The organism is Pseudomonas saudimassiliensis (assembly GCF_000939975.1).
GTDB classification, from domain to species: Bacteria; Pseudomonadota; Gammaproteobacteria; order Pseudomonadales; family Pseudomonadaceae; genus Halopseudomonas; species Halopseudomonas saudimassiliensis.
This window is the reverse complement of record NZ_LK391969.1, coordinates 855497-870527: the sequence shown is the minus strand read 5'-3', so window position 1 is coordinate 870527 and position 15031 is coordinate 855497. Positions and strand designations below refer to the sequence as shown.

The 15031-nt window shown below is 65.1% G+C and carries 12 protein-coding genes; 9 read left to right on the top strand and 3 right to left on the bottom strand.

Going from position 1 to position 15031, the window contains the following annotated elements; all coding sequences use genetic code 11:
- Positions 1-19: 19 nt before the first annotated feature.
- Both VG99_RS04145 and VG99_RS04140 read left to right on the top strand, forming a co-directional pair.
- Positions 20-811, top strand: coding sequence for an SDR family NAD(P)-dependent oxidoreductase (locus tag VG99_RS04145; protein WP_044498456.1), 792 nt, complete (start codon positions 20-22; stop codon positions 809-811).
- A gap of 39 nt (positions 812-850) precedes the next feature.
- Positions 851-2431 carry an MFS transporter gene (locus tag VG99_RS04140; protein WP_044498455.1) on the top strand — a complete coding sequence of 527 codons (1581 nt, stop codon included), beginning with the start codon at positions 851-853 and terminating at the stop codon, positions 2429-2431.
- Between the two features lie 141 nt (positions 2432-2572).
- On the opposite strand, the gene VG99_RS04135 is transcribed toward VG99_RS04140, so the two are convergent.
- Genes VG99_RS04135 through VG99_RS04125 form a run of 3 tightly spaced genes read right to left on the bottom strand, consistent with a single transcriptional unit; the run spans position 2573 to position 6854 of the window.
- Positions 2573-4696 (bottom strand): NAD(P)/FAD-dependent oxidoreductase, encoded by a 2124-nt coding sequence (locus VG99_RS04135; protein WP_044498454.1) that lies wholly within the window; start codon positions 4694-4696, stop codon positions 2573-2575.
- 41 nt (positions 4697-4737) lie between these two features.
- Positions 4738-5574 carry an alpha/beta fold hydrolase gene (locus tag VG99_RS04130; RefSeq protein WP_044498453.1) on the bottom strand — a complete coding sequence of 279 codons (837 nt, stop codon included), beginning with the start codon at positions 5572-5574 and terminating at the stop codon, positions 4738-4740.
- A gap of 2 nt (positions 5575-5576) precedes the next feature.
- Entirely contained in the window at positions 5577-6854 is a 1278-nt protein-coding gene (locus tag VG99_RS04125; RefSeq protein WP_082050074.1) for a spinster family MFS transporter, read from the bottom strand.
- Positions 6855-7135: 281 nt separating this feature from the next.
- Between VG99_RS04125 and VG99_RS04120 the strand changes: the two genes are divergently transcribed.
- The 7 genes from VG99_RS04120 to VG99_RS04090 are packed head-to-tail and all read left to right on the top strand — an operon-like array spanning position 7136 to position 14989.
- On the top strand, positions 7136-7870 hold the full coding sequence (locus VG99_RS04120; RefSeq protein WP_044498451.1) for an SDR family NAD(P)-dependent oxidoreductase: 735 nt from the start codon (positions 7136-7138) through the stop codon (positions 7868-7870).
- Positions 7871-7880: 10 nt separating this feature from the next.
- Positions 7881-8654 carry an SDR family NAD(P)-dependent oxidoreductase gene (locus VG99_RS04115; protein WP_044498450.1) on the top strand — a complete coding sequence of 258 codons (774 nt, stop codon included), beginning with the start codon at positions 7881-7883 and terminating at the stop codon, positions 8652-8654.
- A gap of 50 nt (positions 8655-8704) precedes the next feature.
- Positions 8705-9331 carry a nuclear transport factor 2 family protein gene (locus VG99_RS04110; RefSeq protein WP_044498449.1) on the top strand — a complete coding sequence of 209 codons (627 nt, stop codon included), beginning with the start codon at positions 8705-8707 and terminating at the stop codon, positions 9329-9331.
- Positions 9332-9341: 10 nt separating this feature from the next.
- Complete coding sequence (locus tag VG99_RS04105; protein ID WP_044498448.1) at positions 9342-10427, top strand: alkene reductase; 1086 nt, start codon at positions 9342-9344, stop codon at positions 10425-10427.
- Complete coding sequence (locus VG99_RS04100) at positions 10424-12277, top strand: long-chain-acyl-CoA synthetase (RefSeq protein WP_044498447.1); 1854 nt, start codon at positions 10424-10426, stop codon at positions 12275-12277. The genes VG99_RS04105 and VG99_RS04100 overlap by 4 nt, the downstream gene beginning before the upstream one ends.
- Entirely contained in the window at positions 12277-13368 is a 1092-nt protein-coding gene (locus VG99_RS04095) for an MBL fold metallo-hydrolase (protein ID WP_044498446.1), read from the top strand. The genes VG99_RS04100 and VG99_RS04095 overlap by 1 nt, the downstream gene beginning before the upstream one ends.
- Positions 13369-13408: 40 nt before the next feature.
- On the top strand, positions 13409-14989 hold the full coding sequence (locus VG99_RS04090; RefSeq protein WP_044498445.1) for a DUF1302 domain-containing protein: 1581 nt from the start codon (positions 13409-13411) through the stop codon (positions 14987-14989).
- Positions 14990-15031 lie beyond the last annotated feature (42 nt).

Genomic DNA, 15031 nt, shown 5'->3' with positions numbered 1-15031 from the left:
CACTTCGCGGGAGATTGACATGAGCAAGCTGAACGCAAAGGTGGCCATTGTCACCGGTGGTGCCCAGGGCATTGGCCGGGGCATCGTCGAGGCCTACGTCAACGCCGGCGCCAAGGTATTACTGAGTGACATCAACGGCGCCGCCCTCGACCGGGCGGTTGCTGAACTGGAAGCCATCGGCCCCGGCCAGGTGCTGGGCCGGGTGGTGGACGTTACCTGCAAGGAGCAGGTGCAGGCCATGGTGGCCGCGGCCATCGCCCATTTCGGCCGCCTGGACATCCTGGTCAACAATGCCTGGAAGGGCGCGCCGCTGGCCCGACTGGAACAGCAGAGCGACGACCAGCTGCGCGGCGCCTTCGACATGGCGGTGATGGCGGCGTTCTGGGCCATGCAAGCCGCGCTGCCGGAGTTCCGCCGGCTGGGTGGCGGGAGGGTGGTCAATCTCTGCTCGCTCAATGGCGTCAATGCGCATATGTACAGCGCCGACTACAACGCGGCCAAGGAAGCGCTGCGCAGCCTGACGCGCACCGCGGCCCGGGAATGGGCGCGGGATCAGATCTGCTGCAACATCATCTGCCCCGGCGCGGCCAGCGAAGCCTATCGGCGATTTGCCGAAGCCAGCCCGGATAATGCCGCCGCCATAGCCCGGGCCAACCCTATGGGCCGAATCGGCGATCCGCTGCAGGATATCGGCCCGGTGGCGGTATTCCTCGGCAGCGACGACTGCCGTTATGTCACCGGCAATACCTTCTTTGTCGATGGTGGTGCGCATATCAATGGCGTGCACTGGGAGCCCCAGCTGCCGTCCTGACGCCGCCCTTCGTATCGCCCCTTGCAGATGAGATCCGCCATGAACAATACAACGGCCAATCCCTGGGTGAGCTTTATCGCCCTGCTGTTTGCCACCTTCGTTACCATCGAGGCGGCGGCGTTCCAGGCGCCGGTGCTGCCCAGCGTCACCGCGCACTTTTCCATCCCGGTCAATCTGGCCGCGCTGATCCTGATCGCCTATTTCATTGCCGTCGCTGTATGCGCACCGGCGATGGGGCGCTTGGGCGACCAGTATGGGCGGCGCTACATGATCAGCCTCGGGCTGGTCATCTTCGGCCTGTCGGAACTCATGGCCGCCTGGGCGCCGGAGTTCTGGCTGTTCCTGGCGGCGCGGTTCCTCCAGGGGCTGGGCGTGGCCTGCATCTTTCCTGCGGTATTCAGTTATGTGAACCATTTGTTCCGCGAGGACCAGCGTGGCATGGCCCTGGGGGTGCTGATGTTCGTCATGACCTTCGGCGCCGCCAGTGGCGGTCTGCTGGGCGGCCTGATGATCGACTCCTTCGGTTGGCGCAGTGTCTATCTGGTCAGCGGGGCACTGGCCCTGCTGGGATTGGTCCCGCTGCTGCTGTGGGTGCCGGAGAGCAAGGGCACGCCGGCGGCGGGGCGCTTTGATTGGATGGGCGCCTTGCTGCTACTGGTGACCATAGCCGCCTTGCTGTCGCTGCCCACCTGGGCGGCCAATTTCGGCCGCGACTCGGCGGTGACCTGGGGCATCGTAGTGCTCGGCATCGTCAGCCTGCTGTGGCTGTGGCGGCACAGCGGTCGGCAGCCGGCGCCGATACTGGATGTATCACTGCTCAAGGATCGGCGCTTTGCCATTCCCAGCGCCATCTACTGGATGCAGATGATCCTCAGCAGCGGGCTGGTCTATTCACTGGCATTCTTCATCAACACCCGGCCTGGCGGCAGCGCCTCCCAGTTCGGCATGGTCACTTTGGCCTTCTTCGGCTGCACCATGCTGGCCTCGCCAATCTCCGGCCGCTTGATCGACAAGGTCGAACCGCGGTTGATTGCCACCCTGTCGCTGGTGGGCAGCCTGGTGGCGGTGGTGCTGTTCGCCCAGCTGGAGACCTCGGCGTCCCTGACCTGGATCCTGTTCCTGGTGGGCTTTCTCGGGTTGATGATGGGGGCCAACGTGCCGGCGCTGATGAAGCTGGCGCTGGGTGCGATACCGGCGCACAAGGCCGGTGCCGGCTCGGGCCTGTTCAGCATGTTACGGGATATGGGGCTGCCGACGGGGTCATCCTTTTCGCTGGCGATCTTCGGTCTGTCTTCGGCCTACCACACCCGCCGGGTAACCGAACAGACCGCGGCTGATCTGGGACTGAACGCCCCGCAGGCCGCTGAATTGCTGCAGGCGGCGAGCCAGCGTGGCAGCGAGATCGGCGCCAGCCTGAGCGCGGCACTGGCCGAATCGGGGGCTGGGGTCGAACAGGTGCTGGAGAGTATCACCGTCGCGTCGCTGGGCGGGGCGATCGGCAGTGTGGGCTATCTGCTTACCGGCCTGCTGGTGGTGGCGCTGGCGTTGACTCCCTTCCTGGGGCGCCGGGTGGATGTGCAGAAGGTGTCCGAGGAAATAGAGGGCGTCGTGCAGAACTGATCGGCAGACCGTGCCTGCGGCCAGCGTCGCCGCGGGCGATGCGGCGATCCGATCGCGGCTCCTACAGCAACAAGCGGGACCCGCAACTGCCCGTCGCGATGGCGTCCGTCAGGACGCCGGGTTGAGGGCAATCAGCACAGCTCAGAGTGCCAGCGCGATGTCCGTGGCCGAGCGCAGGGCACCTTCGATATAGCCCAGTTCATGGCTGTCACCCAGGCGGTGGATGGGCAGGCCGCTGCCGGCCAGCTCCTCGGCCAGGCCAGGGTTCGGGCCGGCGCCGATGGCCAGAACCACCGAGTCCGCGGCCATGTTCAATTGGTCGCTGTCCTGGGTGCGGTAATGCACCGCGCGCTCATCAATGCGGTCGATCTGCACGCCGGTCAGCATGAGCACATCGTGGCGCCGCAGGTTGTCCAGCACCCGCCAGCGGCGCACGATCGATAGTTCACGCCCAAGATCCGCGCCGGGCTCCAGCACCGTCACCACGCGGCCCCGCTCAATGAGGAACTCGGCCAGTTCCAGCCCGACCAGCCCTCCACCAATGATGACCACCCGCTTGCCCAGCGGCATCCACAGCTTCGACAGCTGCTTGATGGCATCGGTGCTGTTGGTGGCGCCGGTCAGGCTACCGGCCTTCATCATGGTGCGCTGGGTCAGGGACAGCTTGGCTCTGGCGATTTCCTCGGCGCGGTCACCGGTCATCATGCGGCGCAGTTCATCGCCGCTCCACACGTGCTTCAATTCGGCACCAGGTATCGGCGGCGCGGCGCGGGAGGCGCCGTTGGCCACCAGCACCTGATCGGCACCCAGCTCCTGCAGCAGGGCGGGCGTGGCGCTGGTGTTCAGCCGTACTTCGATGGGCAACTGGCTGACCTGATACACCAGGTTGTCCAGCAGCGCGCCGTTTTCCGGATAGGCCAGGGCGGCGAAGAACAGGGTGCCGCCGAGCCGGTTGCTGCGCTCCAGCAGGGTCACCCGATGGCCGCGCAGGCTGGCCAGACGGGCAGCCTCCAGCCCGGCCGGGCCGCCGCCCACCACGACGATATGCTGGGGCCGTTCGGCGGGCAGGATGACCTTCTGGCTTTCCTGGCCAGTGAACGGGTTGACCGCACACTTGACCCGCTGGTTGACGAAGATCTGGCTGACGCAGACGTAGCAGTAGATGCACGGGCGAATGGCCGCGGCGTCACCCTTGATGAGCTTGTTGGGCAGCTCGGGATCGGCCAGCAGCTTGCGTGCCATGGCGACGAAGTCGCACTTGCCCTCGGCGATGGCGCGGTCTGCGGTGGTCGGGTCCAGGCGGCCCACGGCGATCACCGGGACGCTGACGGCCTGTTTCACCTTGGCCGTCCAGTCAAGGAACCCGGCCGGCTTCTGCACCAGGGGTGCTTCGGTAAAGGCGACGCCGGTGGTGGTGGCGGCATAGGCCGACACCGATACGGCATCGACGCCGGCCTGCTCGGCCAGGCGCGCAAAGGCCTGGCACTCCTCCAGGGTGATACCGCCGTCCAGCCGTAACTCCTGGGCGTCCAGCCGCAGCCAGACACCGAAGTCGTCGCCGGTGCGCCGGCGCACTTCATGCAGTACTTCCAGCATCAGGCGGGCGCGGTTTTCCAGGCTGCCGCCGTATTCATCCTCGCGCTTGTTGTAATAGGACGAGAGGAAGCCGGCGATGATATAGGTGTGGGCGGCGTGCACCTCCACCCCATCGAAGCCGGCGCGCTTGGCGCGGTCGGCGGCATCACCGAACCACTGCACCATCTGGGCGATGTCGTCCCGGTCCATGACCCGCACCTGGGGCCTGGTCTTCGGCTTGCCGGAGCTGATGAAGGCGCCCAGCTCCTCGGCGGTGAGCGAGGCCATCATGTCGGTCTTGAAGGGCGGCGGGAACGACGGCACCCAGAGCTCGCGCCCTTCGGCGATATCGCGCACGGCGGTCTTGCCCGCGTGCTGCAGCTGGATGGCGATCTTGGCGCCATGCCGGTGCACGCGGTCGACCAGTTGGCTCAGGCCTGGCAGGAAGCGGTCATCCGACAACCCGACCTGATAGGGCTCGGCGGTCCCTGCCGGAAAGGCGATGGCACCGACGCCCATGATCAGCAGGCCGGCACCGCCCGCAGCGCGGGCTTCATAGTAGGCCTGGATGCGTTCACCACAGGTGCCATCGGATTCGGCGTAATTGGAGCCCATGGGGGCCATGATGATGCGGTTGCGCAGCTGCAGCTTGCCGATGGTGGCCGGCTGCAGCAGATGGGAATAGCTCATGGGGTAACCTCGGAACCGGGGCCGACCGGCCCCGGCGTCATTCACTCGGACAGGAAGGCAATGCATTCCCGGTTGAACAGGGCCTCGTGCTCGACCTGGACCCAGTGGCCGCAGCGGTTGAGCATGACGAAACGGGCATGGGGGGCGTTATCCAGCACCTTGAACGCCCCGGCCGGCGGGTTGAACAGGTCGTTGGTGCCCCAGAAGCCGAGGATCGGTACCTGGATTTCCTTGAGGCGCTCGGTCATGTTGGGCACCAGCATGCTGGAGAACAGATTGCCCGGCTGGGTCACCGCCACCGCTGCGCGCTCCTGCAGCAGCGCCTCGTCCAGTTGGGTCGGGTCGAACAGCTGCAGGGTCATCACATGGCGCATCTGCTCCACGCCCATGGGGCCCTGGCCGAACACCTCGACCATGCGCTGGATGCCGGGCATCTGGAAGTAGGTCTCGCGTTCTTCCACACCGCCGGGGGCCATGAGGATCAGCTTTTCCACCCGCTCCGGGTAGGCGAGGGTCGCGCCCAGGGCAATGGCGCCGCCAAGGGAGTTGCCCAGCAAGGTGCAGCGGTCGATGCCGGTCTTGTCGAGAAAGCCCTGCAGGCTGCTGACAAAGAAATCCAGGTCGTAATTGACATCATCTGGCTTGTCGGAACGGCCGAACCCCGGCAGATCGAGCACGATGTTGCGGTAGCCGGCCTCGGCGAACACCGGGTAGTTGCCCTTGAAGTTGCTGTAGCCGCTGGCCCCCGGGCCGCTGCCGTGCAGCCAGACCACGGTGGGGCCGGTGCCGGCCTCCAGATAATGCAGGGTCAGGCCGTTGTCCAGGGTGACGTAGTGGCCGGTCGGCAGGGGCAGGCTGTCGTTATGGGTGCTGTTCAAGATCAGGCTCCTTCAGGCAGGGATTCAATGGGCAGGTCGACGTCATGGCCGTCGACCTGCCGGCGGTAGTGGGGTATGGCCAGGGCCAGTGAGATACAGGGCAGCAGCAGGATGACCATGGTGGCGGCCATGGCGTAGCGCAGCGCCTCGGCACCAATGGCCAGCTCGAACACATCGCTGAGCACACCGACCACCAGCGGGCCGAGACCGACACCGAGCAGGGTCACGCCCATCAGGAACATGGCCGTGCCCTGGGCCAGGCGCGAAGCCGGGAACAGATGGGTCATGGCGCCGAAACAGGGCACCGACCACCAGGTACCGAAGAAGGCGAAGCCCAGGTACAACGCAAAGGCCGTGGGTACGGCGAGGCTGCCGATCTGCAGGGCGGACCCGGCCGGCCAGAGGAAGAACAGCAGGCCGAAGGGGATGCTCATGGCCGTGCCCAGCAGCGCCGCGCCCAGCTGCCAGCCGGTGTCACGCCGCACCATGCGGTCGGTGAACCAGCCGCAGGTCAGGGTGCCGATGACCGACATCAGGCCGCCGCCGATGCCCAGCAGCGCACCGGCCTCGGTGAGCGTCACATTGTGCGAGCGAATCAGGAAGCTGGGCGCCCAGGTACCCACAGCGTAGGCGGCGATCGCCGCGGTGCTACCGGCGAACACGATCAGCGCATAGGAGGGAGTGCGCGCCAGGGATTTCATGGTCTGGAAAAAGCTCTCCCGGGTATCCGCTGCGCTGGCCGGTTGGCGGCGTGGCGCCCGCACGGTAAAGGCCAGCAGCAGTCCCAGCAGCACGCCCGGAGCGCCGATCAGGATAAAGGCCCAGCGCCAACCGTAGGTATCGGCAATCCAGCCGCCCATGCCCAGGCCGAATACGGCGCCCAGCGCCGGCCCCATGAGAAATACCGCCAATGCGCGGGAGCGGTGCGACGGCGGATACAGATCGGACACCATGGCCACCGAGGGCGCGGAGCCTCCAGCCTCGCCAATGGCCACGCCGATGCGAAACAGCAGCAACATGGTGAAGCTGGTGGCGATGCCGCAGAGCACCGTCATCAGGCTCCAGGCGATACAGGCCAGGGCGACTACCGGCTTGCGCCCGATGCGGTCGGACAGGCGCCCCAGGGGCAGGCCGAAGACGGTGTAGAACAGGGCGAAGGCGACCCCCGAGAGCAGGCCGATGAGCGTATCGGATACCCCGAATTCCAGCTTGATCGGCTCGATCAGGATGGAGACCAGCAGCCGGTCTATGTAGTTGAAGATGTAGATCAGGGCGAGCATCAGCAGCGCATAGTGGGTACGCCAGGTGACGCTGCGCTGGGTCGTGGGGAGGGCGGCTGGCGAGCTCACGGTGTGCTCCGGTCTTATTGTTGGTTTTGCCGATCATCCACCGGGGTCACCAGCCCTTCATCGTCCATTCAGACCATGGCGGCGGGCCGCCGCAAGCCCGGTCCCGACGCGCATTCAGCTTAGTCTCAACGGACGATGTTGGGGGTTGGTCGCGCATGAATCATAGCTGCAACCGTTAATGGGTCGATGCCGTTCGGCCAATAGGAGCAGCGATGAAACTCGATAACAAGATTGCGTTCGTGACCGGAGCCGCCCAGGGCATGGGGGCTGCCATTGTCCGCCAGTTCGTGGAGCAGGGCGCCGTGGTATACGCCGCCGACATCAATGAAGAAGCCATCAACGCCAGCGTTGCCGACCTCGAAGGTCGTGCCCACGCCGTGGTCTGCAACGTGATGGACGAGGCCTCGGTACAGGCTGCCATGCAGCGTATCGCTGACGAAGCCGGACGCCTGGACGTGCTGGTCAACAACGCCGGCACCGGCTCGGTGGACAGCTTCCTCGATACCCCAGTGGAGCACTGGGATCGGGTGGTTGGCGTCAACCTCAAGGGCACCTTCCTCTGTGCCCGCGAAGCCGCCCGGCTGATGGTCTCCAAGGGCACTGCCGGCACCATCATCAACTTCTCCAGCACCGGTGCGCTGACCGGTGAAGGCCCCAGCCACTACGTCGCCTCCAAGGCGGGCGTGATGGGGCTGACCCGCAGCCTGGCCCGTGAGCTGGCGCCGCAGAAGATCCGCGTCAACACCATAGTGCCCGGCCCGACCGACACGCCAATGATGGCCGGCATTCCCGATGAATGGATGCAGGCGATGATCGCCGCCATCCCGCTTGGTCGCCTGTGCCAGCCCGAGGAAGTCGCCCGCGTGGTGGCCTTCATGGCCAGCGATGACGCCGGCTTCATCACCGGCCAGAACATCACCGTCAACGGCGGTTCGGCATTCCTCTGAGGAGAAGATCATGACAGCACGCATGCAGAACAAGGTGGCCTTTGTTACCGGTGGTGGTTCGGGTATCGGCGCCGCCACCGCACTCAAGATGGCTGCCGAAGGCGCCACCGTGGTGGTCTGTGGTCGCCGCGAAGAGCCGCTGCAAGAGGTAGTGGCAAGGATTGAAAGCGCCGGCGGCAAGGCTGCCTACCGGGTGGCCGATGTCAGCAACGAGGAGTCCTTCGTCGGGGCGATCAAGTCCACCGCCGCGGAATTCGGTCGCCTGGATGTGATGGTCAACAACGCCATGGCCTTCACCTGGGGCGGCGTCGACACCATGACCACCGCCGACTGGCACGCCAACTTCGCCACCACCGTGGACGGCACCTTCTGGGGTACCCGCGCGGCAATGCAACTGATGAAGGAGCAGGGCGGCGGCGCCATCGTCAACATCGCCTCCATCTGCGGGGTGTTCGGGACCGCCTGGATGTCCGGTTATTCCGCGGCCAAGGCGGCGGTCATCAACTTCAGCCGCGCCGTGGCGTCCGAGGGTGCACCTTACAAGGTACGTTGCAACGTGGTGGTCCCGGGTGTGGTCGCCACACCGTCCACCGCCGGCATGCTCGGCGATGACAAGACCCGCAACAACACCGAAAAGCTCATCCCCATGGGGCGCGTGGGCGAGGCCGACGAGCTGGCCAACGCCGTGTTCTTCCTCGCCTCGGATGAAGCCTCCTACATCACCGGCGCCAGCCTGCCGGTCGACGGCGGCCGCAGTTCCGATCTGTACACCGTACTGGAATGACCTGCGGGCCTGCGGGCCCGCCCCGGCAGTCAACCTGATAAGGCAACACCATGGATCAGAATACTCTACAGCGTCTTGATCGGCTGGAGTCGATCGAGGCCATCCGGCAACTGGCGGGCAAATACTCCCTGTCACTGGACATGCGTGACCTGGACGCCCACGTCAACCTGTTCGCCCCGGATATCCGCGTCGGCGGCGGCAAGGTTGGCCGCGCCCATCTCAAGAGCTGGGTGGATGACACCCTGCGCCACCAGTTCACTGGTACTTCCCACCACCTGGGTCAGCACATCATCGAATTCACCGACGCGGACCATGCGGTGGGCGTGGTGTATTCGAAGAACGAGCATGAGACCGGCGCCGAGTGGGTGATCATGCAGATGCTCTACTGGGACGACTACGAGCGCATCGATGGCGAGTGGTTCTTCCGCCGCCGCCTGCCGTGCTACTGGTACGCCACCGACCTGAACAAGCCGCCGATCGGCGACATGAAGATGCGCTGGCCCGGCCGCGAGCCCTACCACGGCACCTTCCAGGCGCTGTTCCCCTCCTGGCAGTCCTTCTGGGCCAACGCGCCGGAACGCGACAGCTTGCCCGAGGTGGCCGCACCGGCACCGGCCGAGCAGTTCCTGCGGCGCATGCGGGCAGACACGCCTGCGCCCAAGATCCGTGTGCGCTGAGGGGGCCGGAATGAATTCACTGATGCAACCCATGCGCATGGGCGAGCTCGAGCTAGCCAATCGCATCGTCATGGCCCCGATGACCCGCAGCCGCGCGGACAGCGACGCGGTGCCCACCGCCATCATGGTCGACTACTACGCCCAGCGGGCCGCGGCCGGCCTGATTGTCGCCGAAGGCACCGCGCCATCGGCCGATGGCCTGGGCTACTGCCGGACGCCAGCGATCTACAACCAGCAGCAGATTGACGCCTGGCGCCAGGTCACCGAGGCGGTACACGCCGCGGGCGGCCAGATCGTGCTGCAGCTGATGCATTGCGGGCGCGCGGCGTCACGGCACAACAAGCCGGAGAGCAGTCGTACGGTGGCACCTTCGGCGGTACGCGCCGAGATCCAGCTGTTTACCGATGCCGTGGGCATGGCCGATACGGATGTACCCGAGGCCCTCAGCCGCGACGATATCCGCCAGGTCATTGCCGACTATCGCCAGGCGGCGCTGAACGCACGGGCGGCAGGGTTCGACGGGGTGGAGTTGCACTGCACCAGCGGCTACCTGCCCATGCAGTTCATGTCGGAGAACGCCAACCAGCGTACCGATGAGTATGGCGGCAGCGCGGACAACCGGGTGCGCTTTGCCATCGAGGTATTGCAGGCGATGGCCCAGGCCATCGGCCCGGGTCGGGTCGGGGTGCGTTTCTGCCCAGGCAACAAGTTCAACGACATCGCCGACAGCGACCCGGCCGCGACCTTCGACGCCCTGCTGCGCGGCCTGGACGGGTTGAACCTGGCCTACCTGCACATCATGCGCGCGCATACCCGCAAGGTCGACGCCTTTGCCCGTGCCCGCGCCGCCTTCAGTGGGCCGCTGATCGTTAACGATGGCTTCGAGCCCGACAGCGCCGAGCAGATGGTCGCCGAGGGTCTGGCCGATGCGGTGTCCTTCGGCCGGCACTTCATCGCCAACCCGGACCTGGTCCGGCGCATCGATGAGCAATTGCCGCTGGCCGAATTCGACCGCCACACGCTGTATTCCCCCGGTCCGGAAGGCTACATCGATTACCCCGTCGCTGATTCGCGTTCTCTGGAGGAGTTGTCATGAGCACATCCCTGGCCCAGCAAGCCCCCACCGCCAGACTTCTGCCCAGCCGGGAACAGACCCAGGCCAAGCTCGACCTGCGTTCGGCTGCCGCCAGCCGGATCAAGCCGGCACAACGCTACACCGTGGCTGATCGGCTGGAAACCCAGGTGGATCGCTTCGGCGAGCGGCCCTTCCTGGTCTATGGCCAGCAGCGTTTCAGTTACCGCGAGGTGGACGAGCGCGCCAACCAGTACGCCCATGCCTTTCTCGCCCGCGGCATCAAGCCGGGGGACGTCTGCGCCATGGCGTTGGAGAACCGCCCGGATTTCTTCTTCTGCTGGTTCGGGCTGACCAAGATCGGTGCGGTGACGGCCTTCATCAACTACCACCTCAAGGGGCGGGCGCTGCTGCACGCGCTGCAGTCCACCTCGGCCAAGGCCGTGGTCATCGGCGAGGAGTGCCTGGAGGGTTTCCTCGAGACCGAGCAGACCGCCGACTACCCGCGCTGGCTGGTACCCGACAGTGAGAATCCGGTCGATCCCGGCCAGTTGCCGGCCACCCTGGACCGGCAGTTCCATGATCAGGTGCAGGATGCCTCGCGCAGTCGTCCCGATACGGCGCTGCGGGCGAACATCAAGGCTGAAGATGACATGCTGTACATCTTCACCTCCGGCACTACCGGCCTGCCCAAGGCGGCGCGCTACAGTCACATGCGCTGGATGACCTCCGGTGATGTGATGGAAGTGACCATGGAGATCACCCCGGATGACATCTTCTATTGCTGCCTGCCGCTCTACCATGGCGCTGCCGCTACCTCGGTGACCTCTACCGCGCTGGCCGCCGGTGCGTCCATCGTGTTTCGCCGCAAGTTCAGCGCCAGTCAGTTCTGGGCGGAGATCCGCCAGCACCAGGTCACGGTATTCCAGTACATCGGGGAAATCTGCCGCTACCTGCTGAACAAGCCTGCCCAGGCCAATGACCGCGAGCATGGCCTGCGCTGCATGCTCGGCGCCGGCCTGAGCCGGGATGTATGGAGCCGTTGGGTCGAGCGGTTCGGTGATCTGGACATCTTCGAGGGTTGGGGCGCCACCGAGGCCAACGCGGCGGTGCTCAACGTCGACAACCGCGTCGGTTCCTGTGGCCGGGTGCCGTTCTGGGACAAGACCAACCTGCGCCTGCTCAAGTACGACACCGGCACCCAGACCCATCTGCGCGATGCCGAGGGGCGCTACATCCACTGCCAGCCCGGTGAAGTGGGCGAAGCGGTGGGCATGATCGTCAACCACCCGGAGATTGGAGCGGGGCGTTTCGAGGGATATACCTCGCCCGAGGCGACCGAAAGCAAGATCCTGCGCAACGTATTCAGCGACGGGGATGCCTGGTGGGCCTCTGGTGATCTGCTGCGGTACGACGAGGACGGTTACTGCTACTTCGTTGACCGCATCGGCGATACCTTCCGCTGGAAGAGCGAGAACGTCTCCACCCTGGAAGTGGCCGATGCGCTGGGCGACTTCCCCGGGCTGGAGCTGATCAACATCTACGGCGTGCTGGTGCCGGGCCATGAAGGCCGAGCCGGTATGGCTGCGGTGCTGATGCAGCCGGGCCAGCAGTTCGACCCCCAGGCGTTCTTTGCCTTTGCCAATGACCGTCTGCCACATTACGCCTTGCCGGTGTTCGTGCGGGTATCGGCCATGGCCGACATGACCAGCACCTTCAAGTTGCGCAAGATCGACCTGCAGCGTCAGGGTTATAATCCGGCGCTGTTCACTGATCCGCTGTTCGTCAAGGATGACCAGGCCGGCACCTATGTGCCGTTCAGCGCCGAGGTGCTGGAGCGCCTGGAGCTGCCTGCCTTCGCCGGAGAGACCTGATGAGCGGCCTGGAGCTGCACGAAGGGCAGACCCGGGACAGGCTGAGCTTCCCCTGGGAAACCCCGCCGCAACCGGGCCACACCCGCGAAGTGGCGCCTGGGGTGTTGTGGCTGCGCATGCCGCTGCCGTTCGCGCTGGATCACATCAACCTGTACCTGCTGCGCCATGAGCATGGCTGGGTGGTGGTCGACACTGGCTTGAACACGCCCCAGAGCCGTGAGGTATGGGAAGCGGTATTTACCGAGGTGTTTGCCGGGGCGCCGGTGCTCGCGGTGATTGCCACGCATTTTCACTACGACCACAGCGGCATGCTCGGTTGGCTGGTGGATCGCTTCCAGTGCCCGGCGTACATGAGTTTCGCCGAATACCAGGCACTCTTCGTCACCCCACCCAAGGGGGATGAGCCGAACTGGGCGTTCTCCCAGTTCTTCCAGCGCTGCGGGCTGGATAGCGACCAGGTGGCGAGCTTCCGGCCGATGCTCAGCCAGATGGCCTACGACACCCACGCGCCCACCAGCTTCCGGCGGCTGCGGGAAAACGACCTGCTGAAAATCGGCGAGCGCTGCTGGCGGGTGGTCATCGGCTCGGGGCACTCCCCGGAGCACGTCTGCCTGTACAGCGAAGACGATCAGTTGCTGATCGCCGGCGATCAGATCCTGCCGCGCATTACCTCCAGCATCTTTGTCTCGGTGACCGAGCCGGAAGCCAACCCGCTGGGCGACTGGCTGGCGTCGCTGCGCCGGTTCCGCCAGTTGCCCGACGCGGTGCTGGTGCTGCCGGCCCACGAGCGGCCCTTCCAGGGGCTGCATCACCGTATCGGCCAGTTGCAGCAGCACCACGAAGCCCATCTCGAAACGCTGACCACCGTGCTGAAGACTGGGTCGCAGACGGTAGCGGCGCTGTGCCCGGTGCTGTTCCCGCGGCTGCGCGGCAGTTTCGACTTGTTGATGGCCATGGGCGAGACCCTGGCCCACATCAATTTCCTCAGGGAGGAGGGAGTACTGACCCGCACGCTGGAGGACGACGCCTGGCGCTTCGGCCTGGCCAGCAGTGGGGAGCAGGTTTTTGCAGCTGAAGACATCCACGTTTAACCAAACAGGCACGTTGTTTCACCTGAACCCAGGAGTAGTTATGCAAAACAATAACAAGAAGGTCATGCAGCGGAGTTCGACAGGGTTTGCATTTGCCTCGCTGGCGCTTGCCGTCGCCGCGTTCCCTGCCCACGACGCCCAGGCCGGCGAGACGTTCCGTTTCGACAATGGTGCCACCCTGGATTGGTCGGTCACCACCAGCTACGGTCTGGGCATCCGCATGGAAGATGCCGACTCCGACTTGCTGGATGGCCAGGCCAACGCCGATGACGGCAACCGCAACTTCGACCGTCATTCGCTGATGACCCACCGGGTCACTGCGCTGGGCGAGATGATCCTGCGCAAGGACAACTATGGCGCCGTGCTGCGCGGTAGTACCTTCTATGACGACGTCTACCATCGTGACAACGACAATGATTCGCCGGGCACCGTCAACAAGGACGGCGACCACGACAAGTTCACCAGCGATGCCAAGAAATATTCCGGGGGCCGCAGCCGCTTCCTGGACGCCTACGTCTTTGCCGACTTCGAGTTGCCCGCCCGGCAGCGCCTGGGCGTCAAGGCTGGCCGCCACGTAGTGGCCTGGGGTGAAGGCCTGTTCTACCCCGGGGTAAACGGCGTGCAGGGGCCGGTCAACGTGGTCAACTCCGGCCAACCGGGGATCGAGGTCAAGGACATCATGCTGCCGATTGGCCAGGTGTCAGCCAACTGGGAGGTGACGCCCGACTTTGGCCTGTCCGCCTATGTGCAGTACGAATGGAAGGGCAATGAGCTGAACCCGGTGGGTTCCTTCCTGTCCACGTCGGATGTGACCGGGCCAGGGCGCCAGTTCATGATTCTGGGGCCGGGGTTCAATGCGGCTTACGCCGGTACCAATGACCCCCGTGACAGCGGCCAGTATGGTATTCGCGCCATGTACCGGCCCACGTTGTCCACCGAGCTGGGCTTCTTCCATGTGCGGTACCACGACCGCAACCCGGCCGGTGTCACCATCGCCCCGGATTTCCAGAGTTATGAGATCAACTATGTCGAGGATATCAAGCTTACCGGCATGAGCTTCTCAACCAGCATGGGGGATACCCAGGTGGGTGGCGAGTGGTCATACCGTACCGGTGCGCCAGTCATGCTGGCGAATAATGCCGGAACCACCACCGGTTCCGGCCAACAGATGCAGCTGAGCTTCATTCGTGCACTCGGCGATATGCCCTGGGCCAAGTCGACCACGCTGATGGGCGAAGTGGTGCACGTGCGGGCCGACGACGTAGACAAGATCGGCGACAACGACGACTTCACCTTCAAGACCGACACCTCCTGGCAGACCAAGACCTCCACGGCCTACACCCTGCAGGCGGTACTGTCCTACCCCGGCATCTTCTCGGGCTGGGACCTGAACGTGCCGGTCAACTGGGCCCACGTGGTGGAAGGCAACACCCCGATGAAGGGTGCGATCTCGGCCGGTGCGGGAGACAAGCGCATGTCGGTCGGCGCGACCTTCAAGTACCTCGGCAACCTGGAGCTGAACACCACCTACACGGCGTACCTGTACTCGGCAGATCCCGGCCGCAACCGGATGCTGGCTGACCGCGATTACCTGACCCTTTCGGCCAAGTACTCGTTCTGACAATGAATAGCCAAGCGACTTTCCCTGTATCCGCCGGCTTAG

Bases quoted from the DNA above. Each gene is read 5' to 3' on its own strand.
- VG99_RS04145 (WP_044498456.1), top strand. From the start codon at position 20: ATGAGCAAGCTGAACGCAAAGGTGGCCATTGTCACCGGTGGTGCCCAG.
- VG99_RS04115 (WP_044498450.1), top strand. From the start codon at position 7,881: ATGACAGCACGCATGCAGAACAAGGTGGCCTTTGTTACCGGTGGTGGT.
- VG99_RS04135 (WP_044498454.1), bottom strand. From the start codon at position 4,696: ATGAGCTATTCCCATCTGCTGCAGCCGGCCACCATCGGCAAGCTGCAG.
- VG99_RS04095 (WP_044498446.1), top strand. From the start codon at position 12,277: ATGAGCGGCCTGGAGCTGCACGAAGGGCAGACCCGGGACAGGCTGAGC.
- VG99_RS04110 (WP_044498449.1), top strand. From the start codon at position 8,705: ATGGATCAGAATACTCTACAGCGTCTTGATCGGCTGGAGTCGATCGAG.
- VG99_RS04120 (WP_044498451.1), top strand. From the start codon at position 7,136: ATGAAACTCGATAACAAGATTGCGTTCGTGACCGGAGCCGCCCAGGGC.
- VG99_RS04105 (WP_044498448.1), top strand. From the start codon at position 9,342: ATGAATTCACTGATGCAACCCATGCGCATGGGCGAGCTCGAGCTAGCC.
- VG99_RS04125 (WP_082050074.1), bottom strand. From the start codon at position 6,854: ATGCTCGCCCTGATCTACATCTTCAACTACATAGACCGGCTGCTGGTC.
- VG99_RS04100 (WP_044498447.1), top strand. From the start codon at position 10,424: ATGAGCACATCCCTGGCCCAGCAAGCCCCCACCGCCAGACTTCTGCCC.
- VG99_RS04090 (WP_044498445.1), top strand. From the start codon at position 13,409: ATGCAAAACAATAACAAGAAGGTCATGCAGCGGAGTTCGACAGGGTTT.
- VG99_RS04140 (WP_044498455.1), top strand. From the start codon at position 851: ATGAACAATACAACGGCCAATCCCTGGGTGAGCTTTATCGCCCTGCTG.